The organism is Candidatus Latescibacterota bacterium (assembly GCA_019038625.1).
Taxonomy (GTDB): domain Bacteria; phylum Krumholzibacteriota; class Krumholzibacteriia; order Krumholzibacteriales; family Krumholzibacteriaceae; genus JAGLYV01.
Genome location: JAHOYU010000020.1, coordinates 1 through 26,894, shown reverse-complemented (window position 1 = coordinate 26,894; position 26,894 = coordinate 1). Strand labels below are relative to the sequence as shown.

The 26,894-nt window shown below is 49.0% G+C and carries 22 protein-coding genes and 2 tRNA genes; 23 read left to right on the top strand and 1 reads right to left on the bottom strand.

What is annotated here, in order from left to right:
* A partial coding sequence (locus tag KOO63_01210) for a pyruvate:ferredoxin (flavodoxin) oxidoreductase (GenBank protein MBU8920452.1) occupies positions 1 to 609 on the top strand: 609 nt, incomplete at its 5' end.
* 109 nt (positions 610 to 718) lie between these two features.
* Here KOO63_01210 and KOO63_01205 read toward each other — a convergent pair.
* The gene (locus KOO63_01205; protein MBU8920451.1) at positions 719 to 2,326 is read right to left on the bottom strand and encodes a hypothetical protein; all 1,608 of its coding nucleotides are present in this window, start codon (positions 2,324 to 2,326) and stop codon (positions 719 to 721) included.
* Between the two features lie 360 nt (positions 2,327 to 2,686).
* Between KOO63_01205 and acs the strand changes: the two genes are divergently transcribed.
* From acs to KOO63_01095, 22 genes are all read left to right on the top strand, one after another.
* Entirely contained in the window at positions 2,687 to 4,618 is a 1,932-nt protein-coding gene (acs, locus tag KOO63_01200) for an acetate--CoA ligase (protein MBU8920450.1), read from the top strand.
* 214 nt (positions 4,619 to 4,832) lie between these two features.
* Positions 4,833 to 6,185 carry a phosphoglucosamine mutase gene (gene glmM / locus KOO63_01195; protein MBU8920449.1) on the top strand — a complete coding sequence of 451 codons (1,353 nt, stop codon included), beginning with the start codon at positions 4,833 to 4,835 and terminating at the stop codon, positions 6,183 to 6,185.
* A 51-nt stretch (positions 6,186 to 6,236) separates the two neighbouring features.
* Positions 6,237 to 8,069, top strand: coding sequence for a glutamine--fructose-6-phosphate transaminase (isomerizing) (glmS, locus tag KOO63_01190; GenBank protein MBU8920448.1), 1,833 nt, complete (start codon positions 6,237 to 6,239; stop codon positions 8,067 to 8,069).
* A gap of 63 nt (positions 8,070 to 8,132) precedes the next feature.
* Entirely contained in the window at positions 8,133 to 8,525 is a 393-nt protein-coding gene (locus KOO63_01185; GenBank protein ID MBU8920447.1) for a Rid family detoxifying hydrolase, read from the top strand.
* 20 nt (positions 8,526 to 8,545) lie between these two features.
* Positions 8,546 to 8,643, top strand: a tRNA-Sec gene (locus tag KOO63_01180).
* Positions 8,644 to 8,723: 80 nt separating this feature from the next.
* On the top strand, positions 8,724 to 9,386 hold the full coding sequence (locus KOO63_01175; protein ID MBU8920446.1) for a hypothetical protein: 663 nt from the start codon (positions 8,724 to 8,726) through the stop codon (positions 9,384 to 9,386).
* A 108-nt stretch (positions 9,387 to 9,494) separates the two neighbouring features.
* A complete protein-coding gene (lepB, locus tag KOO63_01170) occupies positions 9,495 to 10,121 on the top strand; it encodes a signal peptidase I (GenBank protein MBU8920445.1) in 627 nt (208 codons plus the stop codon).
* Positions 10,122 to 10,329: 208 nt separating this feature from the next.
* Entirely contained in the window at positions 10,330 to 11,352 is a 1,023-nt protein-coding gene (hrcA, locus tag KOO63_01165) for a heat-inducible transcriptional repressor HrcA (GenBank protein MBU8920444.1), read from the top strand.
* Between the two features lie 44 nt (positions 11,353 to 11,396).
* Positions 11,397 to 12,170 carry a nucleotide exchange factor GrpE gene (locus KOO63_01160; protein MBU8920443.1) on the top strand — a complete coding sequence of 258 codons (774 nt, stop codon included), beginning with the start codon at positions 11,397 to 11,399 and terminating at the stop codon, positions 12,168 to 12,170.
* A gap of 12 nt (positions 12,171 to 12,182) precedes the next feature.
* Entirely contained in the window at positions 12,183 to 14,015 is a 1,833-nt protein-coding gene (dnaK, locus tag KOO63_01155; protein ID MBU8920442.1) for a molecular chaperone DnaK, read from the top strand.
* Between the two features lie 51 nt (positions 14,016 to 14,066).
* On the top strand, positions 14,067 to 15,224 hold the full coding sequence (dnaJ, locus tag KOO63_01150) for a molecular chaperone DnaJ (GenBank protein ID MBU8920441.1): 1,158 nt from the start codon (positions 14,067 to 14,069) through the stop codon (positions 15,222 to 15,224).
* Between the two features lie 82 nt (positions 15,225 to 15,306).
* Complete coding sequence (locus KOO63_01145; protein ID MBU8920440.1) at positions 15,307 to 16,026, top strand: 16S rRNA (uracil(1498)-N(3))-methyltransferase; 720 nt, start codon at positions 15,307 to 15,309, stop codon at positions 16,024 to 16,026.
* A 78-nt stretch (positions 16,027 to 16,104) separates the two neighbouring features.
* Positions 16,105 to 16,563 (top strand): GatB/YqeY domain-containing protein, encoded by a 459-nt coding sequence (locus KOO63_01140; GenBank protein MBU8920439.1) that lies wholly within the window; start codon positions 16,105 to 16,107, stop codon positions 16,561 to 16,563.
* 7 nt (positions 16,564 to 16,570) lie between these two features.
* Positions 16,571 to 17,182 carry a CvpA family protein gene (locus KOO63_01135; GenBank protein MBU8920438.1) on the top strand — a complete coding sequence of 204 codons (612 nt, stop codon included), beginning with the start codon at positions 16,571 to 16,573 and terminating at the stop codon, positions 17,180 to 17,182.
* Between the two features lie 51 nt (positions 17,183 to 17,233).
* A complete protein-coding gene (locus KOO63_01130; protein MBU8920437.1) occupies positions 17,234 to 19,627 on the top strand; it encodes a Smr/MutS family protein in 2,394 nt (797 codons plus the stop codon).
* A gap of 30 nt (positions 19,628 to 19,657) precedes the next feature.
* Entirely contained in the window at positions 19,658 to 21,448 is a 1,791-nt protein-coding gene (dnaG, locus tag KOO63_01125) for a DNA primase (GenBank protein ID MBU8920436.1), read from the top strand.
* Entirely contained in the window at positions 21,435 to 23,183 is a 1,749-nt protein-coding gene (rpoD, locus tag KOO63_01120; protein MBU8920435.1) for an RNA polymerase sigma factor RpoD, read from the top strand. Before dnaG ends, rpoD begins: the two co-directional genes overlap by 14 nt.
* A 68-nt stretch (positions 23,184 to 23,251) precedes the next feature.
* Positions 23,252 to 23,323 (top strand) — tRNA-Ile (locus tag KOO63_01115).
* Between the two features lie 83 nt (positions 23,324 to 23,406).
* Entirely contained in the window at positions 23,407 to 23,874 is a 468-nt protein-coding gene (locus KOO63_01110) for a histidine phosphatase family protein (GenBank protein MBU8920434.1), read from the top strand.
* 186 nt (positions 23,875 to 24,060) lie between these two features.
* Complete coding sequence (locus KOO63_01105) at positions 24,061 to 25,161, top strand: hypothetical protein (GenBank protein ID MBU8920433.1); 1,101 nt, start codon at positions 24,061 to 24,063, stop codon at positions 25,159 to 25,161.
* Between the two features lie 215 nt (positions 25,162 to 25,376).
* On the top strand, positions 25,377 to 26,099 hold the full coding sequence (locus tag KOO63_01100) for a hypothetical protein (GenBank protein MBU8920432.1): 723 nt from the start codon (positions 25,377 to 25,379) through the stop codon (positions 26,097 to 26,099).
* Between the two features lie 19 nt (positions 26,100 to 26,118).
* Positions 26,119 to 26,694 (top strand): ribonuclease HI family protein, encoded by a 576-nt coding sequence (locus KOO63_01095; GenBank protein MBU8920431.1) that lies wholly within the window; start codon positions 26,119 to 26,121, stop codon positions 26,692 to 26,694.
* Positions 26,695 to 26,894 lie beyond the last annotated feature (200 nt).

Here is a 26,894-nt window from a genome sequence, read left to right as displayed (position 1 = left end):
GGACTGGATCATTCACTGGCGCTGGGACGCGATCTCAACGTCCTTGTCATGGACACAGAGACTTATTCGAATACAGGAGGCCAGATGTCCAAGGCAACGCCGATGGGCGCTGTTGCCAAATTCGCCGCTGCTGGCAAGCAGACACCGAAAAAAGACCTCGCTATGATGATGATGTCTTACGGTTACATCTATGTCGCCAGGATCGCCCTAGGAGCTAATGAGAGCCAGACCATCAAGGCGTTCCGTGAAGCGGAGGCCTTCAACGGGCCGTCGATCATCATCGCCTATTCTCATTGTATCGGACATGGCATCGATATGAGGCGTGGTTTCGATCAGCAGGCTCTAGCCGTAAAAACCGGGTACTGGCCGCTCGTCAGGTACAACCCGGCTCTTCGCGATGAAGGAAAGAATCCGCTGCAGCTCGACTCGAAGGCCCCGAGTATTCCTCTTGAGGATTACATCTACAATGAAAACCGCTACAGGGCGGTCAGGGCAAGAGATCCCGAGATGGCAGCCGACCTTCTGGTGAGGGCCCAGGCCGATGTAAACAGGCGCTGGAAGCTGTATGAGCACTGGGCCGGTATGCCGGGACCGGGAGACTTGGAGTAAAAAATAGAGAGAAACGTTTCTCTGTTTTCATGCGATAGAAAAAGAGCCCGGTTATCCGGGCTCTTTTCTTGTGTTCGATTTTCAGAAAACCTCATGGGCATCGACACATTTATTTAGTCGCAGGTTTGAAGATCGTATCGAGGATAGTGCCGTCACGCCACTCGACGACTTCGACCGGTTCGTTGGTCAGTTCCGGCCGGGGAGGGGTCGCCCCGAATTCGGCCGCGGCTTTCTTTGAAAGCTCATGGAGCTCTTCGATGGTGACGGCCTTCAGCCCGCTGGCCGGCAGATCTGCTTTCAGCATGTCGAGATATTTTGAACTGCTTTTCGGATTGATGGCGATATATTCCTCCGTTACGGCTACGTCGATGCATTCTCCGGGAATAGATACCGTGAATACATCATCGACGATACGTGGGAATCCTTTGCCGCTTTCTTTCTTGCCGGTCGCCAGCGGGAGGAACATGATCGTAAGGTCCGATCCTGCGGCCACTCCCTGTGCTCCACCGATACCGCCGATGATCCTGCCTCCTGCGCATATGCTGTTCACATTGAAATTCACATCCATCTCGAGTGTCGAGAGTACCGATACGTCTAGCATGTTGACGGCGTTTTCCTTGTTGGCTACATCGTCGTATTCTCCCGTCGAGATCTCGTGATGGTTGTGGTCATACAGCATCGATCGGATGACTTTCTCGGAAGGTTCGAAGCACTGGCCGTGAAGAAGATTTTCAATTACTCCATCCTGAAGCATCTCCACATGCAGGGAAGTGCATCCACCGATCGCGAACCCGGCTTTGATCTCTTTAGTTTTCAGGATCTTGTATATTTCGTCGAGGACGATGAGCCCGGCACCCGATCCGACCTGAAAATTAAACCCGTCGAAGATCGTTCCGGCAGACTGCATCACCTTGAGGACCTGCCCGGCGATCTGTGAATTGAACTTATTCGCCCTGATCTTATCGATGTCCAGGGTTCCCGATCCGATTCCGGAACTGTCTCCAGGGTTTTCGACCTTTACGACGTAATCGACGTCGATCATCGAGAGTGAGCGGGGGAAGAGGTACTGGTCGGAGACCTCTCCGGCAAGCAGGCATACGTTCTCGGCCCAGAGAGTGTCTGCAAGGAACAGCCCGAGTGGACCGGCCCATGAGCCGGGATCGCCCATCAGCCCGTTGGCGTTTCCCCATTTGTCTGCTATGGGAACTGGGCCGAAAGCTACCTTGACTCTGGCTTCACCGGTATGGAATCGTCTTACACGGTTTCCATGGCCGTATCCTGTGACGATCCAGGGAAGAAAATCTCCACCCATAAGGTGTTTGCCCATGCCGCGGTAGCAACTTCCGGAAAATCCCCCGATAATGCCATCCCTGACCGCTTCCGGGAGCCATGGTATGCAATTGTCGAAAAAGGCGTTGCCAAGGAGAAAGATATTTTTTTTGCCCTTCTCCCTGAGCTTGTCGATGATCATTTTAAGGCATACATCGCCAAGCCTGTAGTAATGCGGGTACGATATCCAGTCGCCCTCTTCAAGAAGGTCGACGACTTTATCCAGGGTCGTCAACTTGCTTTTTCCGGAATGCATCCTGGCCCGGCCAGGCCGTCCAGCCCACGATTCCTGATAATCCTGATCAAAAGCACTGGCGTAAGGTCTTTTATCGACCCCATTTACTTCTGTCGGGACTTTTCTCCCGATACCATTTTCAACGAATTCCATCAAGACCTCCTGAACTGCCTGCCCACTTTATTATTGCCGATATGGCTCATGTCGACTACTAAACAGGTAATACTTAAGGAATCCGGATGTCAAGTAAAGTCGGTCGATTTTCATCGTTTTTAAAGGTCCATATCAATAATCCGGATCGATCCGATGATCAGACACTCATTTTTACAAAAAGGTGCTTGATTCCGTGACTTGTCCTGTATTATATAACCTTGACAATACAGGGGCTCGCAGGTATCATGCGAGCTTCGAATCGTGATTCCAACACATGTGAACGATTGGAAAATGTACATTTAACCAGGCAGACCGTACGGGAGGTTGCAGATGACAGAAGAGAAGAAGACCATCACCTCCATGCTTGATGAGAAAAGGGTGTTTCAGCCACCGGCAGAATTCACGAAGAATGCCCACATCAAGAGCATGGAAGAATATGAAGCGATGATGAAGAAGGCAGAGGATAACTTCGAAGGTTTCTGGGATGAGCAGGCTGAGAAGTATATCCACTGGTTCAAGAAATGGGACAAGACCTACGAGTGGAATCCTCCGTTTGCCAAATGGTTCATCGGCGGCAAGACCAATATCGCATATAACTGTCTTGACAAGCATCTTGACGACGGCCGCGCCGACAAGACCGCTATCATATGGGAAGGCGAGCCCGAGGGTGATTCGAAAAAATTCACCTACAGAGAACTTCACACTGAAGTCTGCAAGTTTGCCAATGTCCTGAAAAAATACGGCATCGTCAAGGGCGACAGGGTCACCCTCTATATGCCGATGGTTCCCGAGCTGGCTATCGCCATGCTCGCCTGTGTAAGGATCGGCGCTATCCACAGTATCGTATTTGGCGGATTCAGCGCCAACTCGATCATGGACCGTAACGTCGACGCCGAATCGAAGCTCATTGTCACCGCCGATGGTTCGTACAGAGGCGGGAAGATCATTCCCCTCAAGGTGAATGTAGATGAGGCGTTCAAGGGTTCCCCTACAGTCAAGCACTCGATCGTCCTCAAGAGGACTGGCACCGATGTCGAGATGGTCGAAGGCCGTGACACCTGGTGGCACGACGAGATGGCCGATGTCAGCGCGGAATGTCCCTGTGAAGAGATGGACTCAGAGGACGTATCGTTCATCCTCTACACCAGCGGAACGACCGGCAAGCCGAAGGGTGTTGTTCACACGACGGCCGGCTACCTTCTCTACACGAGTATGACTTCGGAGTTAGTGTTCGACATCAAAGACGATGATATCTACTGGTGCACAGCTGATATTGGCTGGATCACCGGACATTCATACATCGTATATGGACCTCTCAACCTCGGCGCCACGACCCTTATGTTCGAGGGTGTGCCCAACTATCCGGAGCCGGACAGGTTCTGGGATATCGTCGAGAAGTACAAGGTCAATATCTTCTATACCGCTCCGACAGCGATCAGGGCAATCGCCCGTTCGGGTGACGACTGGGTCACCAAGCATGACATGTCGAGCCTCAGGCTTTTAGGAACGGTCGGCGAGCCGATCAATCCCGAAGCCTGGATGTGGTATTACAATATCGTTGGAAGCGGCAAGTGCCCGATCGTCGATACCTGGTGGCAGACCGAGACCGGCGGCATCCTCATCACTCCTCTACCGGGTGCATTCCCGATCAAACCGGGTTCGGCTACCAGGCCATTCCCCGGAATCTTCCCGCAGGTTGTCAGGGAAGACGGATCGCCCGCTGACGTGAACGAGGGTGGCTATCTCACAATCCAGAAACCGTGGCCTTCGATGCTCAGGACTATCTGGGGCGACGACCAGAGGTTTGAGGATGTATATTTCAGCCGCTTCAAGGATGTCTACTTCACGGGCGACGGAGCTCGTCAGGACGAAGACGGCTACTTCTGGATCATGGGTCGCGTCGATGACGTGATCAACGTATCCGGTCACAGGATAGGTACAATGGAAGTCGAAAGTGCCCTCGTAAGCCATGATACTGTGGCCGAGGCTGCTGTAGTTCCGATGCCTCATGAGATAAAGGGCCAGGGACTCTATGCTTTCGTTACCCTGCAGGAGAATGTCGACAAGACCGATGAACTTGTTCAGACGCTCAGGAACCACGTGAGCAAGGAGATCGGTCCGATCGCCAAGCCGGACAAGATCCAGTTTGCCGACGCTCTTCCCAAGACCAGGAGTGGGAAGATCATGCGCCGGATCCTCAAGACCCTTGCCACTGGCAGCGATGATATCGGTGATACGACTACGCTTGCCGACCCCAAGGTAGTCGAGCAGCTGATCGCGGAACGTAAATAAGCAGGCTACCATTATAGATGCTTACGGGGCGGAGCTATATGTTCCGCCCCTTTTTTGTTGTAATGTTTTGCTGGATATGACAGGCTTCCGGGTTTAATATCAAAAAGACGTGATCATCAGGATCTGATAACAGTCAAAGTTGACAGAGTCGAATATTTTGGATACTTTTCAGACTCATTTATCGGCGATGGATGAATCGGGAAAAGAGTATAGTTTGAATGAAGACAAGTCGTTGATGGTAAGTGTCTCGGGAGTGAGAGGAATCCTGGGACCTGGAATGAATCCAGAGTCCGCTGCCAGATATACAGCGGCTTACGCCTCATTGCTTGGATGCAGGCATGTTGTAGTGGGCAGGGACACAAGAGCGTCCGGTCCCTTGCTCAGTGAGATAGTGGTCTCGGTTCTCCGATTCATGGGTATTGATGTGACCGATCTGGGAATAGCCGCCACGCCGACTGTGGAGATTATGGTCGGGCATCTGGATGCGGACGGAGGCATAATAATCACGGCAAGCCACAATAACGAAAAGTGGAACGCCCTGAAATTCCTCGATACTAACGGAGAGTTCATTGACGAGAAGGCCGTGGTCGATATCAGAAGATCCGTTGAGAGTGGGGATCTGCAATACAGACGATGTGATCCGGTCGGAGGATACAAAAGGGAAGACAGGGCTGACGATGTCCATATAGATAAAATACTTGATCTCCCGGTAATAGACCGGAAGAAGATATCGTCCTGCGGGATGAAAGTAGTGATCGATTGTGTCAATGGAGCAGGTAGCAGGATAGTCCCAAAGTTGCTGAACCATCTCGGAGTGGCTTTTCAGGAACTCTTTACGGATGTCGACAGCCCGTTTCCTCATGACCCGGAGCCCAGGCCCGCAAATCTGGGGGACCTGTCAAAAGCCGTATCATCGAGTGACGCAGCTCTCGGGTTCGCATGCGATCCTGACGCAGACAGGCTGGTTCTTGTCGACGGAAATGGGAATGTATGCAGCGAGGAACTGACTATTGCTCTGGCTGCTGATTTTATTCTTGGAAAAGAGAAAGGACCTGTCGTTGTCAACCTTTCCAGCAGCAGGATTATCGACGATATAGCGAAAAAGCATGGGGTGGCCTCGGTAAGATCGAAAGTCGGGGAGGCAAATGTTATATCGGCGATGAAAGATTCCGGAGCCGTGATAGGTGGAGAAGGAAACGGAGGAGTGATCTTTCCTGCGATTCATTATGGGCGTGATGCCATGACCGGGATCGCTCTTATTCTACAGTTGCTTGCTGAAGAAGGGCTTTCTCTATCAGAAAAGATCGAGAAACTGCCTGGATACGAGATAGTTAAGAAAAAAATGCCTTTCTCCGGTAATATGGAAAAAGCCATGGATTTGCTCAGGAACGAGTTCAGCGGCGAATATAATACTCTGGATGGTATGAGAATTGATATGTCGGATGGATGGATACATCTCAGGAGATCAAACACTGAACCGGTCGTCCGCATCATAGCGGAGGCTGATAGTGTTCGGGATGCAGAATCTCTGGTGGACAGGGCTATAAGGATTTTGGAATCTACGTGATAGAGTGACAGGCCCGGTTTTATGGAAAGATAAGCCTGCGAGGAGAATAATATGTGCGGGATAATTGGGTATACTGGAAGAAGCAGTAAAGTCGGCGAAATTCTTCTCGAGGGCTTGAAAAGACTCGAGTACAGGGGATACGATTCCGCGGGGATAGCAATCGTCCGGGACAATTCTCTGGTGACGGAAAAAACAGAGGGTAAGATCGCGAAGCTCGAGGAATGTCTCAAGGGTACGGATATTTCAGGCAGCCTGGGTATTGCGCATACGCGATGGGCTACTCACGGAGAGCCTAACAGGATCAACGCACACCCTCACTACGATTCCAGAATGCGCATTGCTCTGGTCCATAATGGTATCATCGAAAATTATCAGACTTTGAAGAAATCTCTGCTGGCTGAGGGACATGAATTCCAATCCGAAACGGATACTGAGATCCTGGTGCATTTGATTGAAAAATTCTACAATGGCAAAAACCTTGAGGATGCTGTTCAGAAAGCACTTAAGGTAGTCGAAGGAACTTACGGTATTATTGTGATCTCCGCGTCTGAACCAGACAAGATGGTAGGCGCTAGAAACGGTTCTCCAGTCGTTGTCGGAATAGGAGACGATGAGTATTTCATCGCCAGTGATGTGGCAGCGATACTCAAGCACACGAAGCAGGTCATCTATCTGGAGGACCAGCAGATGGTCGTTGCCACGCCTGGACACTTTACGACTATGACGGTAGAGAACGAATATGTCGAACACAAGATCCAGGAGATCGAATGGGATCTGGACATGATCGAAAAGGGCGGATTTGAACATTTTATGCTGAAAGAGATCTTCGAACAACCGGAGACTATCAGAAACTCGATGAGAGGGCGATTGATCAACGATACCGGAAAAGCAAAGCTCGGGGGGTTAAACCTTGTCGACGAGCAGCTTCGGGAAATTCGACGGATCGTCATATTGGGTTGTGGAACGAGCTGGCATGCGGGGCTTCTTGGAGAATATATGATCGAAGAGACGGCCAGAATCCCTGTCGAGGTGGAATATGCCAGTGAATTCAGGTACAGGAACCCTATCATGGAAGACGGTACCCTGGTGTTCGCAATCAGCCAGTCAGGTGAGACAGTCGATACACTTGCCGCGCTTCGGGAAGCGAAAAGCAAGGGGGCTCAGGCGATGGGGATATGCAATGTCGTCGGAAGCACCATCGCCAGGGAATCAGAGGCGGGAATCTATATTCATGCCGGACCGGAGATCGGTGTGGCCTCTACGAAGGCTTTTACATCCCAGATAACAGTCCTTAGTCTTCTGGCTCTTGCTCTGGGGAGGATGAGGGATATCTCACTTGCTGAAGGGCAGCGAATGATAAAAGCCCTGAGAGCTCTGCCCGACCAGGTATCCCAGATCCTGGAATCGGATGAGAAGATCCGGATGATCGCGGAAGAGTATCATCATCACAACAACTTTCTATATCTGGGCAGGGGCGCTAACTATCCCGTCGCTCTCGAAGGAGCGCTCAAGCTGAAGGAAATATCTTATGTTCACGCGGAAGGATATCCGGCTGCTGAGATGAAGCATGGTCCAATAGCACTGATTGATGACAATATGCCTGTCGTTATCATCGCTCCGAGAGACGCGGCCTATCGGAAGATCGTAGGAAACATCAACGAGGTGAAGGCTCGAAAGGGAAAGATCATCGCAATTACGAGTGAAGGAAACGATGAATTGATCCAAATGGCCGATCATGTGATTTTCGTACCCAAGACTCTTGATTTCCTATATCCTATCCTGTCCGTGATACCGTTGCAGTTGCTTGCGTATCATATAGCGGTGATGAGAGGCTGTCATGTCGATCAGCCGAGAAACCTGGCAAAGAGTGTGACGGTGGAATAGGCGCTGTGTTGACCGGAAAGATGTTCCGACCAGTAAGATTGATTATTGCATTTGGAGGCAAGGATGAAGAAAATAATAAGCACGGACAAGGCGCCGGCAGCGGTCGGACCTTACAGCCAGGCTGTCAAAGCCGGAAACATGTTGTTTATCTCTGGTCAGGTAGGGCTCGATCCGGCAACGGGGAAAATGGTCGAAGGATTGGAGAATCAGGTAGAGAGAGTGCTGGAGAATCTAAAGGCGGTAGTAGAGGAAGCAGGAGGGACGATGGGATCGATTGTCAAGGCAACAGTCCTGCTTCAGTCGATGGATGATTTCAAAACTATGAACGGTATATACAGCCGGTATTTTACAGAGGATCCGCCAGCCAGGGCGGCATTTGCGGTGGCGGCTCTGCCTCTGGGCGCTCTTGTAGAGATTACAGCTATTGCTCTGATCGATCAGCCGTCTTCTGAGTGACGGCCTGGATGTTTAAATGCGGGAATGGACGGGTTCTGGTGGGCCCCGAGGACTTCAAATCCTTTTGCCGGGTGCTAAAACCATCCGGGGTGGGTTCGATTCCCACACGTTCCCGCCATTGATGTTTTATCAGGTCTGGTTTATTTCTTTACGATCGGTCGGAACAGTCGTTTCGTCCGGAGACAGCGGAAGCACTAATTGAAACTCGAATCGTCAATCTGCATCGTGATCTCGATAATTATTCTCAATCCAGGATCGGGAATGGCGTGGTCCTTCAGTGAAGATCTGTCCCCATATTTATCCAGAGAAGTGATAGCCCTGGACACTGCTGAGCAGGTATCTTCCCTGAGACCCGATTCGACCTCTGCAGGTCGATTAAAAGCTTTGATCGACAGAGAAAGAGGTGATCCGGCACTTGATGGAGCAAGCTGGAGAAGAAAGAAGAACCCCAGAATAGCCATGCTCAGCGCGCTGGCAATTCCGGGACTCGGACAGATCTATAATGAAAAACCATTAAAAGCAGCTATAGCGGCGGGGTTTGAGATATTCTATCTGAGCAGGATATTGCATTATTATCGTATGGAAAAGAGAGAGGAAGTAGTTCGTGACAGCTATCCGCGCTGGGTTACTTCTGATACTGACCCACCGCAGACATATCAGAGTCAGGACTGGACATATCACGATCTCTGGGTGGAGGAATACAAGCAGAAACAGATAGACTGGATCTGGTGGTCGGCAGGTTGCATACTTGTCGTGGTCCTTGACGCGTATATCGACGCGAATCTGCATGACATGAATTTCAAGTTGGAAGGTTCACCACTTGAAGATTCCGTTGGATTATCGGTAAGTGTTGATTTTTAAGAGGTATTATAGCATTATTCGCGAGTGGGTCCATAAAGCGTGATCAGAAATATTTGGAACCCGGATATGGATCGCGCGTATCATTCAAATGGCAGACCGGAGGAATATATGGGCAGAGATAAGGAAAAAGACGAGAAAAAGAAGGCAATAAAAAAGTCCAAGTTCCGGGAATATACCGAGATAGTGTTCACGGCAGTTGTTCTGGCTCTGATCGTCAGGGCTCTGATAATCCAGAGTTATCATATTCCTTCCGAATCGATGGAGAATACTCTTCTCAAGGGTGATTTTCTTTTCGCGACAAAATTTATTTACGGAGCAAAGGTCCCGTTTGTCGATTTGAGGCTTCCCGCCGTGAGAGAGCCGAAGCAGGGCGATATTGTGATTTTCAAGTTTCCCGGCGACAAAAAGACTGATTATATCAAGAGATGCGTGGCTCTGGAGGGGCAGACAGTAGAAGTGAAGGGCAAAACACTATATGTAGATGGCAAACCCATGGAAGAAATATTCACAAAATATATCCATGATACGGTTCCCAGAAGATCTTTCGGTCCTCTTAAGGTACCACCAGGCCATATATTTGTAATGGGGGATAACAGGGATAACAGTTTTGATTCAAGGTACTGGGGTCCACTCGACAAGAAACTCCTCAGGGGAAAGGCCTTGTTCATCTACTTCTCCGTCGATTACAACAAGAAATGGCTGCGGTTCAGCAGGATAGGTGACCTGATCCGCTGAGGCAGCGCCGGGTGTATCGATCTACTTCCGTTGCCACATGCCGGCAACCACATTTCGCAGGCATCCTATTTGCTTAAGTTTCAACAAGTAGTGCTGCAGTCGGGAATTTAGTCGCTGATAAGGATTTATGGTGACTTTTCTTGACAATGGTACCTGGAATATCTAAATTTATCCAGGTCTTTAGCAGTCCAGTATGGAGAGTGCCAGAATGAGTCCACTTTTGGAATTGAGTGAAATAGAATCGTCTATCCTTGAAAGTGTGATAGATCTCTACATCCGCACGGGTTCGCCCGTCAGCTCAAGGAACCTCAAATCCAGGTACAGGATCGAATACAGTACCGCGAATATCCGCAAGATCCTGCATAGTCTCGAGGAAAAGGGATTTCTATACAAACCTCATGTATCCGCAGGAAGGATTCCCAGCGATCGGGGATACAGGCATTATGTTGATGAGATAAAGCGGGGCAGACCGCTGGGCAGGGAAATCGCGGAAGAGGTCAGAAAAAAGATCGGCCAGGATATGGAAGATGTGGGAGACGTGATGTACAGGACTTCCAGGGTCCTCGGTGAGGTGACTAATTGCATGGGGCTTATCATGGGAGTACTTCATTCCTACGGCCAAATCGGAAAGTTGTCTATTAGAAGGCTGGAAGGCATCAGTGCCCTGGTCGTTTTGAAAATGTCGACCGGACTGGAGAGAAAGGTCTTTATAGAATTTCCCAAGAGATACAAGGATTATGTCATCGATAGAGCTGTTCAGATCATAAATGAACGGATTGCTGGGTTTCCTCTCGAGGAAGCACACCGGCGACTGGAGTTTTTTATGAACGAGTATGGTGGAATCGAAAGGGAGATAGCGCAGACACTTGCTGCCAACGTGGAACATCTCTTCGAAACACCATACAATCTGGAGTATCATTTTCATGGTCTTTCTGGTCCTGGAAAGATCCCCGAATTGAACGATCCAAAGATCCTCAAAAACCTTGTTCGTCTGATGGGTGAGAAGAGCCTGATGCTCAGCATGATGAAGAGGCGGATGAAAGAGGATATGATGATCACTATCGGGAAAGAGAATGTTCTTGATGAGCTCGAAGATTTCAGCATAATTACGAGAAAATTCAGCGGCTATGGCTATGATGGCGTGTTTGGAGTACTTGGCCCGACCAGGATGAGTTATGATCTGGTTATATCTCTGCTGGAGATGATGGGCAACGAACTGCAGGTACGGTGAGACTTGAGGAAATCTGCATTCAGGTCTGACAGGAGGAAATGGATTTGTCAGAAACCCCCCGAATAAAAAAAGGCCCGGAAAGGGAATATGTCCTTGATGAAGATCCTGAGATCGGTGAAGAGACGAATAAAGGTAACCGGTATACTGACTGTGAGACACAACCGGAGAACGAGGCAGGGGATATGAAGGAGAAATCCGTTGAAGACACCGATAAAAAGGAAGTCGATACGGAAAAGAAGGCGAAGTCGAAAAAACGGTTAAAAAAGCATGGGACAAAAAATCTCGCTGATCTACTAAGCAGAAAGAACAATATTCTGCAGGCTATGGAAAAACAAATGGAAAAAGTCGAGCAAGATCTTAATTTAAAAGAAGATAAGATGTTGCGCATGGCTGCCGAGTTCGAAAATTACAAGAAGAGGACAAGACGGGAATGGGAATTGCACCAGAAAAGGGCGAATGCAGACCTTTTAACTGATATTCTGGGTGTCCTGGATGATTTTGGCAGGGCATTTGAGTCCGCTGAAGACACAGAGGATCGTTTCTTCAGTGGTATCCGGATGATACACAACCAGTTACTCGATGTGCTCGCGAAAGCCGGATTGACAGAGATCGATGCGGAACACAAGGAGTTCGACCCTCAATTCCATGAGGCGATGGGTGAATCCGAGAGTGATGAGATCGAACCTGGAAAAGTTCTTTACATCGTGCAGAATGGATATCTCCTGAATGATCAGTTATTGCGTCCGGCAAGGGTCATCGTAGTCAAAGAAAAGAATGGGCCTCAATCGGCCCCGGATGCTTCAGAGAACCTTGAATAAAGGAATAGAGCCATGGCAAAAGTAATAGGAATCGACCTTGGAACAACAAATTCCTGTGTTGCAGTTATAGAAGGAAACGAGCCAGTTATTATCCCCAATGCTGAGGGGGGCAGGACGACTCCGTCTATAGTGGCTCTTGCCAGGAACAACGAGAGGCTTGTGGGAGAACTGGCTAAAAGGCAGGCAATAACCAACCCCGACAATACGATCTACAGCATAAAGAGATTCATAGGTGCGCGGTTTTCAGAAGTAGCGGAGGAAGCGGGGAAAGTAACATACGAAATAAAAGAGGGAAAAAAGGACGAGATCCTGGTCGTTTTGAAGGATAAGAGTTGTCGCACTCAGGAGATCTCGGCGATGATACTCCGTTCTATAAAAAAATACTCCGAGGAATATCTGGGAGAGGAAGTCACACAGGCAGTGATCACTGTACCTGCATATTTTAATGATGCCCAGAGGCAGGCTACGAAAGACGCCGGCAGGATAGCCGGGCTGGAAGTCCTGAGAATTGTCAATGAGCCAACGGCAGCTTCTCTTGCCTATGGTCTCGACAGAGAAAAGACAGGAAAGATAGTAGTCTATGATCTTGGTGGAGGAACATTCGATGTCTCCATCCTCGAATTGAGCGAGGGAGTCTATCAGGTCAAATCCACCAGCGGAGATACAAGGCTTGGCGGTGATGACCTTGACCGTGTAGTCATGGAATGGATCATAGATAAATTCAATAAAACGGAGAATATCGATCTTTCCGGGGACAGGATGGCCATTCAACGGATAAGGGAAGCTGCGGAAAAGGCAAAATGTGAATTGAGTACGGTCCACGAGACGAGCATCAATCTTCCATTCATCGTCGCGGACGAAAACGGGCCGAAACATCTGGACCTTGTCCTGACGAGGGCCGAGATGGAAAAATTGATCCACCCATATGTTCAAAGGACACTTGGGCCTTGCAAGAAAGCTCTTGAGGATGCGTCGCTGTCTGTAAATGATATCGATGAAGTGATACTTGTCGGAGGATCGACCCGAATGCCCGCGGTAAAGAAATTAGTTAAGGATTTCTTCAGGAAGGAACCGCACAAGGGAGTCAATCCTGATGAAGTAGTAGCCATGGGTGCGGCTATCCAGGGTGGTGTACTTTCCGGAGATGTCGAGGAGATCGTTCTTCTGGATGTCACTCCTCTCAGTCTTGGAATCGAGACTCTGGGAGGGTTGATGACTCCGTTGATCGGGAGAAACACGACGATCCCATGCCGTCAGAGTCAGATATTTTCTACCGCTTCGGACAATCAGCCTGCGGTCAGTATCCATGTACTCCAGGGAGAGCGGGAAATGGCTCGGGATAACAGGACTCTGGCCAGGTTCGATCTTGTCGGTATTCCGCCTGCACCAAGAGGCGTGGCACAGATCGAAGTGGGATTCGATATCGATGCTAACGGAATTGTCCATGTTTCCGCTAAAGACCTTGGAACAGGTAAGGAACAGAAGATAGAAGTCAAGGTGTCGAGTGGCCTTTCGCAGAATGATATCGACGAGATGATCAAAGCTGCGGAAGAACATGCCATAGAAGATTCCGAAAAGAAGGATTTAATTCGAATACGCAACGAGGCAGAGATCCTGATCTATTCTACGGAACAGACTCTGAAAGAACATGGAGACAAGATCACGGGAAGCGATGAGGAGAGGATCATGACGTGTCTTCAGGAGTTGAAGGATCTTCTTGCTGAGGATTCTCCGGATTCCGACGAGATAAGAAAATCGTCACAAAGTCTGTCTGCAGCGGTTTACAAAATAGCCGAATTGATGTATCATTCGTCGACAGTCAGTAATGGGTATGTGGAGGAATGACGAGATCTTTAAATAGATAATCATTTCGGATTAACAGGTAGTAACGGGGGCATGGAAAAAAGGGATTATTACGAGGTGCTCGGCATAGACCGGGGTGCTGCCTCAGACGAGATCAAAAAAGCTTATCGCAAGCTTGCGTTGAAATACCATCCAGACAAGAATCCTGGCGACAAGGATGCTGAGGAGAGGTTCAAGGAAGCGACCGAAGCGTACGAGGTCATGCGTGACGAGGACAAAAGGTCGAGGTATGATCAGTTCGGACACGCGGGGCTCGGAGGTGCTGGACAAGGCGGATCACCGTTTAGCGGGACCGGCGGTTACGACTTGAGTGACGCTCTGCGTGCGTTCATGCGTGATTTTGGTGGTGGAGGGTTCTGTGGATTCGAAGATCTGTTCGGTGGTGGTGGTGGAAGACGCAGGAGAAGCGGTGGCAGGACTTATGTAAGAGGTGACAATCTTCAAATAAAACTTAAACTCAGTCTTCATGAAGTGGCCAGAGAGGTAGTCAAAAAGATCAAGGTCAACCGCATGGTGCCTTGTGGGACCTGCGAGGGCAGTGGCGCGAAAAAAGGATCAAAAAAAAGCACCTGTTCTTCCTGTGGAGGCAGTGGCGAGATCAGGCAGGTCTCCAGATCTCTGTTCGGGCAGTTTGTGAATGTTTCTACATGTCCGACTTGCGGAGGTGAAGGGGAAATCATTTCATCACCATGCCCCAAATGCAACGGCGATGGAAGGATCTCCGGGAGCAGAAGTGTCGAAGTGAAGATTCCTGCCGGTGTATCTACTGGTAACTATATAACTCTTTCAGGTCAGGGGGATGCCGGGCCGAAGGGAGGACCTGCAGGAGATCTAATCATTGTCATAGAAGAGGTCGAAGATGATATATTCGAAAGGCACGGATTTGACATTCTGCTTGATCTACCTGTCTCTTTTTCACAGCTTGCTCTCGGGGACAAGGTAGAGATTCCCACCCTCGATGGCAAAGCGGCTCTGAAGATTCCTGCCGGTACTCATTCACACAAGGTATTCCGCCTTAAAGGGAAAGGAATACCGCTGCTTCATTCACATGGAAGAGGGGACCAGTTGGTCAGATTGATTGCATGGACGCCCCAGGACGTCACCAGCGATGAAACTGAGTTGTTCAGGAAATTGCAGGAGAATACGGGCGACAGGGTTCCCGGCTACGGAAAACATATCTATTCGAACTGATTTGAAGCCCCGCCATGATACCGACATGGTCGAACCCGCTTGTTTTCGGCAATATGGCAGCAAGTCATCCAATGGAGTAAAGATGTCCTCTTCGAGGTTCTTCATCATAAGACCGGAATCAGTCGCGGATGGAAAAGTGACGATCGAGGGTTCCGAAGCTCATCATCTCCGCCGTGTAGTGAGGGCAAAAATCGGTCAGGGAATATCACTTCTGGACGGATGTGGAACCATATATTCTGTGATAATCAAAGAGATGGACGAACAAGTTATCCATATGGATATCGTCGAAGAGGAGATAGTGGAACGAGAGGCGACAGTCGATCTGGCTTTGGCGCTGTTCAAGCCTTCCCGAATGGAAATGGCTGTTGAGAAGTGTGCAGAGCTGGGAATCCGGAAGATAATTCCCTTTATGGCGGAAAGATCGACACAAAAAGGTGATGGAGAGACATTCAGAAACAAGAGAGAGCGGCTTGTCCGCAAAGTGGAATCAGCATCCAAACAATCCGGGCAACCATGGTTTCCTGAAGTCTCCGGTCTCCTCAACATGCAGGAACTGATTTCCACATTTTCCGGTTATTCATCCATTTTTCTCGCGGACATTGGGGACAAAGCGCATGACATCCCGGCCGGTTCCTCCTTGCAGGAGCCCTGCCTGGGAATAGTCGGGCCAGAGGGAGGTCTTACTGCAAAAGAGGTGGAGCTTCTTTGTGCCAGTGGCGCTGACCCTGTCCGGCTTGGAAGTAAGAGGCTTCGATCCGAGACAGCCGCAATCTGCCTGGGCTATAACCTGATTTCAAGATAAGCCTGTGATTGACTTTTTTCGGGCATAATGCCTATACTCTCCGGTTGAATCATTATTGTCAACGTGACAGGAGACGTTATGGAGAAGAACGTATTTATCAGAAGGATTCAGGAGGATCTCAAGTCTGCCGTTAAGGAAAGAGATAAAGCCAGAACGGGCACCCTTCGGATGATGATAACAGAATTAAAGAATGCTGAGCTTAAGGATCGGGAGCAGCTGACGGAAGAGCAGGAGATAGCTATACTTTCAAGCTATGCTCGAAAGTGCAGAGAATCCCTGTTTGAATATGAAAAAGCGGGAAGGGATGAGCTGGTGGCAGAGAGTAAGGCAGAACTCGAAATCGTGAAAGCCTATCTGCCGGAGCAGATGAGCGAGGATGAGATCCGCGAGGAGATATCTATGATAGTTGAGGAGACAGGAGCATCCGGCCTTCGTGACATGGGGCGGGTAATGGGGATGATGATGAAGAAATTCAGGAACAAGGTTGACGGCGGCATGGTTAAAGAGATTGTGGAGGAGATCCTTAAAACGAATTGAGGTCATCTTGGACATACTGAAGATAATCACAATAGTTGTTCTGGTTCTTTTCTTTTTTTTCGGATTAAAGAGAGGACTCCTGCGGCAGGTCCTGGAAGTATTGGGAGTAATAGGTGCGTTTATTGGATCCTTTTACATGGCGCATCATTTTGCCGCGTATCTGGAGGGCAGATTCGACCTCTCATACAGGATAGCTCTCGTTATCGCCGCCGCCGCGATATTTATTGTAATAATCATTCTCTTTCACTTCATCGGGCTGGCACTTCAGAAACTCTTCAAGAAGACCGTGCTGGGATGGTTCGACAGAATTATGGGTGGAGTGTTCGGCGCATTGAAAGGCGCACTTCTGGTGAGCCTGATACTTGTGATAATCATAAGTCTTCCACTTGACCGGCAATTCAGGAAGGATATCATCGATGACCCGTTTCTAGGTATCATCTATCCGGTGCTTCCTGTCATGTTCGACCTGGTCCTTTCGCGGACTGGAACTGATTTCAGTAAGATCACAAGAGTAGAGGAACTGGCCGGGATCGACAAGATGAAGAAGAGTGTCGACGAGATCGGAGACAGACTCGAAGAAGAGAAGGAACGTCTCGACAGTGTGGTGGGCGGGGACTGACTGGAAAGCCTGGACCCCATATTTCACAGATAGCTGAATGGAGCAGACGATTTGGCAGACATATCCTCATTCCTGACCGAAGAGTTTGAAAATTCTTCCCTTAAGCTTGATCTGGGTACTCTTCTGGAAGTGATTGCCGGTAACGCTGGATCGGAAAGAGCTTCTGCTGCCATTGTTTCTTCTGCCATGTCCGATTCTTCGGAAACGATGAAGAAAAGTCAATCTGAAATACGAGAGGTTATGTCGCTGTTCGACAATGGAGAGGATATACCTCTTCAGGGATGGCGGGATAGTTCGAAGGTGTTAATCAGGATGACTGTGGAAGGAATAGTTATCTCCGGTGAGGAACTTCTCCTCGTGGCAAAAGCTGAGAGGAAAGCACTCGAAGTCAGGAAATATCTGGCTTCGAGAGAGGAAGCGTTGCCTTCGGTCTCTTGTTATTCAGGCGCTTTTACGGACTGCAGACCTGTCGTAACCAGTATTCTGCGGTGTATTGATGATAGTGGCGAAGTGGAGGACAGTGCCAGCCCGGAACTCAGGTCACTCAGGAAACGATCCTCAGGTCTTCGTAACAGGATGAGGAAAGAATTCGCTGATTTTACCGGTTCGAGTAAGAGCGGTGACAATAATGAATTCGTGTCTGTCAGGGGAGACCGATATGTCGTGTCGGTACCAAGGAGTGATTCGGCTGCAATCAAGGGGCTGATCCACCATACAAGTGGAAGCGGCGCCTCGCTTTTTATAGAACCTTACGAGTTTATTGAAAAAAACAACAAGCTCGAATCACTTCTCAGAGAGGAAAGAAGAGAGATCGAGAGGATACTCGCCGGATTGACCATGGAGGTATTCGAATCAAGGGAAGAGCTTTCTTCCAACCAGGAAATCATGGTCAGTCTTGACGTGATCCGTGCGAAATCTCTTTTCTCCAGAGAATATCGATGCACTATACCTTTGAGAAGTTCGGATGGCTTGATGAATCTGAGGAACGCGAGGCATCCCCTTCTCGAGAGAATGTTGAGGACTTCTAAAGCACAGGGAGAGATCGTAGGACTCGATATCGAATGTGAGCCGGGACTGTCAGTCCTCGTCATTTCCGGTCCGAATGCCGGCGGAAAGACTGTTGCCCTGAAGACGGTCGGAATGGTCGTGCTGATGGATAGGCTTGGTCTTCCTGTACCCTGCGGTGAAGAGTCGAGCTTGCCCTTTCATCGCGATATATTCGTTGATATCGGAGACGATCAGTCGATTGAACGGTCTCTCAGTACATATTCATCAAGGATCGAGCGGATGACCAGGATCCTTGATCTTGTCCAGCAGGACTCTCTTGTTTTGATAGATGAGATCGGGGATGGAACAGATCCCCAGGAAGGTGCTGCGATCGGATGCGCGTTGCTCGAGGAATTGATCAGGGTCGGCGGCAGGAGTATTGTGACGACACACATGAGCGCCCTCAAGGGATGGGCTTATGATACAAAAGGCGCTGAAAACGCTACCCTGAAATTCGACAGTGACCGTATGATGCCCCTTTACCTGCTGCAGATGGGTATTCCGGGTAGAAGCTGGGGTATAGAAATGGCTCGGAGGCTGGGATTACAGGAAAGAATCGTGGAATCGGCCATTAAGAAAGCAGGCGAAGATACGATCAGACTGGAAGAGCTTCTCGGGCATCTTGAGAAGATGGACATCCTTCTTGAAAAAGAGCGTGAAGAACTGGCTAAAAGGGAAAAAGAACTTTCCGGCCTCGTTTCAGAATACAGGGAAAAAGTAGGCGTATTTGACAAAAAACGAGGAGAGATGGAGGAAACCGCCAGGAGGGATGCGCTCGATCTTATCAATAAGACGAGGGGTGAAATGGAACACCTTGTCCGTGAGATCAGGACGAGGCAGGCCGACAGGGAAGTCATCCGTAAGTCGAAGGCGGAACTGAAGCAGACCTCTGAAATGCATGAGAAGATCCTCAAAGAGAAAGAAGTCCCGTCAGTGATCAGTCCTGAGCTGTTAAAGCTCGGATCATCGGTTATGATCAACAGTCTGCGAAAGCATGGAAAGATAATATCGATCGAAGGAGGAGGCAGGATCAAGATAGAATTGCCCGGTGGGATGAGAGTAGAGACTAAAGACAGCGATCTGTCCAAATGGATCGGAGGTTCCCGGAAGAAAACAGATAAAAAGATATCCTGGATGATCGGGGCCTCAGACCCGGTCAGCTCCGAGCTGATGGTACGGGGAATGGAGAGGGTAGAAGCTCTGGAAAAAGTGGATGCATATCTGGACAAGGCTGTTCTGCAGGAAATGACTACAGTCAGGATAATCCACGGTATTGGAAAAGGTGTATTGAAGAAAGCGATCTACGATATGTTAAGAAGAGATCCACGTGTCGCGGAGGCACATCCCGGTGAACCAGCCGTTGGGGGCGATGGGGTCGCTGTTGTAAAATTAAAATGATCGAATGCTACAAGTTGCGGGAGCTGAACCATGATTCCTGACAGGATCATAAATGATATACGAGAGCGGACCGATATAGTCGAGACTATAGGTTCTGTGTTGGATCTTAAGCGGTCCGGCAGGAATTTCAAGGCTGCATGTCCGTTTCACAATGAAAAAACTCCCAGCTTCATGGTGAGTCCCGACAAGCAGATATATCATTGTTTCGGATGTGGCAAGGGTGGTAACGTATTCAATTTCATCATGGAATATGAAGGTGTGTCATTTGTGGAATCTGTCAGGAAACTTGCCGGTGAGTTGGGGGTCGATGTCTCCCAGTATCTTGGCGGCAGGGAGGAACGGCAGAAACTGGACCCATATTACAGGGCTACAGAATTCGCACGTGACTATTACAGGGAAACCCTGCTGTCTTCACCAGGAGCATCGAGAGCCAGAGAATATCTTGGCAGAAGGGAAGTGGACAAAGAGACATCAGGGTTCTTTTCACTGGGTTACGCAGGGTCAGGATGGGACGGTCTTTATATGGCGGCTTCTGACGCCGGGATAGACAGGGATATCCTTCTCGAACTCAAGCTGGTGATCAGAAGCAGGGGTGGGAGCGGATTTCGGGATTATTTCAGGAACCGCCTGATTTTTCCTATTTCTACAGTATCCAGCAGAACGGTGGGTTTCGCCGGGCGTGTTCTGGATGATTCTGAGCCGAAATATCTTAATTCGGCAGAAAATCCGATTTATTCGAAAAGCAGGATACTCTATGGCCTCAATCATTCGAAAGATGAGATTCGTAAGGCTAAATCTGCAATAATAGTAGAAGGTTACGCTGATTATCTAATGTTGTGGAAGAATGGAGTAAGAAATATTGCAGCTGTATGCGGCACTTCTCTCACTGGAGATCAGGCCAGGCTGCTTGCACGATACGCAAAACGCATATATATTATCAATGATGGAGACAGGGCGGGTATCAGGGCTGCAGTTCGCGCCGCGGACCAGTTGCTCGTTGAAGGACTTGATATTCAGATAGTCATACTGCCAGAGGAAGAGGACCCTGACAGTTTCGTAAGGGAAAAAGGAGCAGAAGCCTTATGGGGATTAATGCGGTCTGCTCCTGATTATTTTAATTATCTGAAACAGGAAGCAGAGAAAGGTTCCCGTACAGCATACAGAAAGAGTCAGGTCGTCGGACACCTGCTCGGTTCGGTATCCCGTGTAAAGGACGCTGTCACAAGGGAAATCCTGCTACAGGAAGTATCAAACCTTTTCGAAATCCCTGTCGATACACTCAGGACCGGTTTAAAGCCGGAAAGGCCAGGAGTAGATCGGAAGGCGGATGTTCCGCAAGCGATCGAAAGTAAGAGAGAGCAGATACAGAAGGACCTGTTCAGGCTGGGTCTCGAAGACTCCGAATATGCGAGGGCTATTCTGGAAAACCTGATGGAGGAGGATTTCGAGGGCGATCAGTTCAGGCAGTATTATAAAGCACTTGACTTGGCATTGAAAAACGACATTGATATAACAAGCCCCGAGTTCATTGGCTCGATCAAGGATTCGGATCTGTCAAGGCTGGCAAGCGAGATTGCGCTGATGGAAGTTCCTCCAGGGCCGGTTCGTGAGATGCTCGACGATACGCTTGTGTGGTTGAAAAAAGCGGCTTTAAGAGATGAGATGAGGGAGATGATGAAGAGGATCGTCGAACTTCAGGCACAGGGTGGGGAGGAGCGCTCCATCGAGGAACTGGAGATAGCTGAAGCTTACAGAAAGATTGCCAGGGAATACAGGAGGCTGGGACTCAAGGAGGATAGCGGATCTGATGAATCTCAGTAAAATAGATATAGCTCTGGGCGAGATCGTCAAACTCTCCAAAGAAAAGGGATATGTCCTTAACGAGGAGATCGATGCCTTGATCGGTGAGGATTTCGATCCCAGGCATCTCGATGACCTGTATATTCGTCTCAGTGAAGAAAAGATCGAGTTCTTCGATTCTCATGACAAGGCGAGGATGAAGATCGATGCCCGTAAAAAGCGGGAAATAAGGGATGCCAAGAAAAGCGAAGAGATGATGAGTACGGCGGTCAGATATGACGATCCCGTCAGGATGTATCTGAGAGAAATGGGAAAGGTTCCCCTTCTGGATCGAAAAGGCGAGATCGATATCGCGAAGAAGATCGAATCAGGGAATAACAAGGTCTCATGGGCTGTTTACAGTCTTGATATTACAACGGGGGAACTAAGCTATTTCGTCGAAAAACTCGAGAACGAAGAGATGCGCCTCGAAGATATCGTGCAGCTGGAGACGGGGGGGCTTCATCCTCATTATTCAGGGTTGAAGGAACAGAAGAGATATCTGAATAATTTTAAAAAGATAATAGCATTGAGAGAAGAGACGGCTTCCATCAGGAACAGCCTCAGAAAGAGGATAAGCAAGAAAAATTCTGCAGAGCTGGTGAAGGTCCTTGAAGAGAAGAATAAAAAACTCAAGACTGAATACGCGAAGATCAGTCTGCATCCGATTCAGACCGAAAGAATCGTCGGGATTATTAAGCGTGCTCTTCGAAAGCTCGAAAAAGTCAAAAAAGAGATAGCAGAATACGAGAAGTTCATAGGTATGACAGGCGAAGAAGTGGCGGAGGCGCTGAAGATCGTCAAGAGCCGAAGTAAAAAGAACCTAGAACTGAAGAAGAAGATCAAATGGAGCGCAGACAATCTTGAAGACTTTGCCGTAAAACTGAAGAACCTGGAGAAGGAAGTCAGAAAGATTGAAAAGACTGAGAACGTCAAGTATGACCCCCTTGCAAAGATCGTTCGGGATATCAGATTCGGTGAGCGTAAGGCCGAGCGTGCAAAGCAGGAGATGGTCGAAGCTAATGTCCGTCTCGTTATATCTATAGCCAAGAGATACACGAACAGGGGACTTGAGTTCCTGGATCTTATCCAGGAGGGAAACAGCGGTCTGATGAGGGCGGTCGACAAGTTCGATTACCGCAAAGGGTACAAGTTCAGTACTTATGCAACCTGGTGGATCAGACAGGCTATCACAAGGGCGATCGCTGATCAGGCAAGGACCATCAGGGTGCCGGTACATATGATCGAAGCGATCAATAAGGTTTCGAGGACACAGCGGAAACTGATCCAGGAGTTTGGCAGGGAGCCGACTCCTGAAGAGGTGGCCCTGCGTCTGGAATACCCGGTCGGGAAAGTAAAAAGTGTGATGAAGGCGAGTATGGAGCCTATCTCCCTTGACAGACCGATCGGCGAGGATGATGACAGCAATCTTAGTGATTTTATCGAGGATACAGGGGCATCCTCTCCTGACCAGACAGCTGCCCATTCCATGCTCAAGGACCAGGTAGCGCGAGTTCTCGCTACGCTTACTCCCAGAGAAGAAAAAGTAGTGAGGTTGAGATTCGGGCTGGGAGACGGCACGCCGCGGACACTCGAGGAAGTCGGCACGATTTTCAAAGTCACCCGTGAACGGGTGAGGCAGATCGAGGCAAAGGCTCTGAGGAAACTGATGCATCCGAGCAGGAGCAGGAAACTTAAAGGGTATATCGATATTTAGTAAAAAATGTTTGAACATGGATTGCCCGGATGTTAGATTACCACTTCATAATCAGGGCAACAGATTCAGGGCCCATAGCTCAGCGGTAGAGCCCCCGGCTCATAACCGGTCGGTCACAGGTTCAAATCCTGTTGGGCCCAATGATAAATCGATCCGCCTCCCCGTGGGGTGGATCTTTTTTTAGGTCCGGACTGAGGAGTGTCCGCGCAGAAGAAAGGGTTTAATGAAAAAAACGATCTATCTTGTCAGGCACGCGCACCCGATGCCGCGCCATATGGACCCTCACAGGGGATTGAGCGAAGAGGGGTGGAAGGAAGCAATAGAAGTAACGGAAAAACTGACCAGCCTGTCGATAGTGGCGATAGGGCGGATATTCCACAGTGGAAAACTACGCGCGCAACAGACTGCGGAGATCATCGGTGAGAGACTTTTGCCTTTGAACGGCCTTCACGAAGTCCCTGGATTGATGCCCCACGATGATATCGACCCATGGGTCGATGAATTGGCTGACGCTGAACCCGGAACTATGCTTGTGGGACATATGCCGTTCATGGCTTTTCTGCGGAACAGACTTACTGGCGAACCGTTCAGGCCGTTTGTTACGGCTGAAGTCACCTGCCTCGAATCGGGAGATGATGGGAATTGGGTGGAGAAATGGAATATTTTCCCCCGCTCCGTGAACCTTTCCTGACCTGTTTCGGCAGGAAGATTGCCTGTAGTATCCAGTAGCTCCATATTGATGGTATGCAGATCATCGTGATTCAGATATGACCCTGATTATTTTGTATAGTTTCAAAGGGTTATATTACATTTTGTGATAAAGGACATCTACGCTGGAACCGAATGATATCAAGCTTTTGCAATGATGAGGATTAAAATGCAACTTAGAAGAAGTGTATTGATCGCCCTGATGTTAGTGCTTTTCATCTATTTCGAAATACATTCGTGTTCCGACGATAATTCCGTGGCCCCCAAACCGGGGCCGGATATACCAAGTCTCATTTTAAACGCAAATGATATTTTCTTTCTGGATTCAGATCATGGTTGGGTTGCCGGGCAGGAGGGTAGCATCCTTCTTACCGTCAACGGCGGGATAGAATGGATACCGGTCAAGGCCGGCGATGAAGATTTGAAAAGTATCTGTTTCCTGGATAGCATGAACGGCTGGCTTGTCGGAAGAGACAACAGTATCTACAATAGTGACGATGGCGGATTGACCTGGGAACAGAAGTTGTTTCCCTCCTATTCCGAGTATGATGATTTTTTTGATGTGATGTTTTTCAATTCCTCAAAAGGGTTTGTTCTGGGATATCAGGGAGTTTTCGTGACCGAAGATGGGGGTGAAGGGTGGCAGAACAACTGGTTACCAATTGTGCCTGCGCGTGGTGCCTGGGATATGTCTATCGTAGATGAAATTCGTGGATATCTGCTTGGAAGCAGATGGACCGAGTCCGACCCGGAAATATTATACGGTACGGATGATGGGGGCCTGAACTGGTGGCCTGTCGAAGGTTCCAACGCATCGATACTGAGGACGATCCTCACGATAGAGTTCCTGGATATGTCTACCGGCTGGGCTGGTGGTGGTTTAGTAATGAAGACGGTCGATGGAGGTAGTAACTGGCAGGTCCAGGTGGAGCCCGCAACAGTAAGAGAATTCGAATTCACTGACCAGTCTACCGGTTTTGCAGTCGGAGGAAATACAATTCTAAAGACAGTGGACGGGGGTAGTCAGTGGACCGACATTACTCCTGAGGACGAGAGGATAGTGGATCTGCGGAGTATCTGTTTTCTGGACATGATGAATGGCTGGGTGACTGGCCGGGGCAGGCTGATCGTCGTTGGTGAAAAATCTTACCAGTACTCTGTCATTATGTCTACCATGGACGGAGGGTCGAACTGGGATATACGAGAATTCGCATGGGATGTTACAGTATCAGTCACGGAGTCGGGAGACGATACAGTGGATCTGCCCTGACCTCTTTTATATAAAAAAACACTTGACCTCTTTGTTATTTATCAATAACCTGTTATTTCGTTTTCTCAATTGACGAATATGAAAGGTATGTTGCGTGGGTGTGCCAGGAGGATGTATAAAACATGAATGCCGATACTGCCACGCGGCGTCGACTTTGATGAGCATGAGGGTGCTTCCCTGAGGGGAAGCATTTTTTATTTTCCGAAAGGTGATTTATGATGATATCTGCGGCCGAGGACATCGGATTTCTGATCCAGATAGTACAGAAGGATTACGAGATAGTGACAATGAAGAAATTTCTTGAGACAGCGCCGTCAAAGATTGTGGATCTGGAAACTGAAATATCAAAGATGGACGAAGAGCTGCAGAAAGACCTTGATAAGATTGCCGGGCTTGAGTCGGAGCGGAAAGGCCTCTCACAAAAGATCGAACAACAGAACAGGGATATCAATCAGAAGAAGCTGGACAGGGACAAACTGAAGACTAACAAGGAATACCGGGCGATGGGTAAAGAGATAGAATATCTCATTGATCAGGTGGACAAGGAAGAAGAACAGATCCTGCTGATCCTTGACAAGATAGTGGAAGCCGAAAAGGAGCTGGACGGGATCAAGGCGAGGATCGATTCAGAAAAGGGCGAGCTTCTTGATAGAAAAAATGGACTCACTGAAGAGGTCCTTGCAAACAACGAAAAACTCAAGATCATAGAGGATGAAAAGATCCGGATCCTTCCTCATCTCTCGGAAAAAGTCATGAGACGCTATGAACGCATCCTCAAGGCCAAGGGAGATTCGGGTGTGGCCAATCTGGCAGGAGATATATGCCAGGGATGTTTTTCAAGAGTACCTCCCCAGAAGGCTCATGAAATAAGAAGGAACGACCAGTTCATTACATGCGAGGATTGTGGCCGGATACTTGTGTACTACAGTAAGGCCTGATCGCGGGAGTCCTTATCCTATGACAAGTATCAGTATTCTATTGAGAGAGCTCTCAAAAGGAAAGAGTCTTGCCCTGTCATTCTGCGTAGCGGGTTTCGAGACAGAAGAAAAGGCTCGAAAGGCGATTGCCAGACTTGCTGAATCCATTGGGGACGATGTGACTGAGGCTGCGAAACCCGCCATGGGATGTTTGACGGAGCTTATTGTCAAGACTGATGGTGCTGCAAGGGGAAATCCGGGGCCGGCCTCTTCTGCAGCGGTTGTTTTCAATATGGAAGGTGAAGTCTTGTTGGAGAGGTCTGTTCTTCTTGGAGAGACTACAAATAATGAGGCTGAATACAGGGGGTTGATACTTGGCCTCGATCTCGCCCGGGAACTCGGAGCGCTACGCGTCATCATACAAATGGACTCCCAACTTGTTGTCAGGCAGATGACAGGTGAGTACCGTATCCGTAAAGCTCATCTGGAAAAACTGGCGAGCATAGCAAAAAATAAAGCTTCTGTATTTGAAAGTGTCACATTTCAGCATATTCCAAGAGCGGAGAACAAGGATGCGGACAGACTTGCCAATACAGCTCTGGATAATACGGATTGATCAGCGGTTCCTGGAAATTGATAAGATTCAGGATCCGGGGGGATGGATTCCAATCCTTTGACCTCGCCCGGGACCTGTGCTATATTCCACTATCAGTCTCGAATCAGTGATTGGTGAAGCAGACGGGGTGGTCGCAGGCGCCATGTGCGCTTGAGGAAAGTCCGGGCTCCACAGGGCAGGGTGCTGGGTAACGCCCAGTG